Source organism: Limosilactobacillus reuteri subsp. simiae (genome assembly GCF_020784875.1).
GTDB lineage: Bacteria > Bacillota > Bacilli > Lactobacillales > Lactobacillaceae > Limosilactobacillus > Limosilactobacillus reuteri_H.
Map to the genome: position 1 here is coordinate 1 of NZ_JAJGUI010000067.1, position 386 is coordinate 386.

Sequence of the window (386 nt, forward strand, 5' to 3'; positions counted from 1 at the left end):
CCTGCTTGTAAGGCAGATGCTCTCCCAACTGAGCTAATCCTCCAAAAGTGACCCGTGCGGGATTTGAACCCACGATACCAGCGTGAAAGGCTGGTGTCTTAACCACTTGACTAACGGGTCATATTAACGGAGAGTAAGGGATTCGAACCCTTGATACAGGCTTTAACCCGTATACATCATTTCCAATGATGCTCCTTCGGCCAGCTCGGACAACTCTCCAATATCCAAGCCCTGGCACAATTAAGACCAGGTGCCAAAGCTTGATCTTGCGTGGCAACGTCCTATCCTCGCAGGGAGCGATCCCCCAACTACTTTCGGCGTGTTGAAGCTTAACTTCTGTGTTCGGCATGGGTACAGGTGTATCCTTCAAGCCATCATCACCACAC

Annotated in this window: 2 tRNA genes and 1 rRNA gene; all 3 read right to left on the minus strand. The window is 50.5% G+C overall.

The annotated features are described in order from the left end of the window. Window positions 1-48 precede the first annotated feature (48 nt). Window positions 49-120: transfer RNA gene (locus tag LMC10_RS02030), tRNA-Glu, on the minus strand. A 7-nt stretch (window positions 121-127) separates the two neighbouring features. Beyond that, window positions 128-219, minus strand: a tRNA-Ser gene (locus tag LMC10_RS02035). Between the two features lie 49 nt (window positions 220-268). After that, window positions 269-385 (minus strand): 5S ribosomal RNA (rrf, locus tag LMC10_RS02040). Window position 386: the final 1 nt, after the last annotated feature.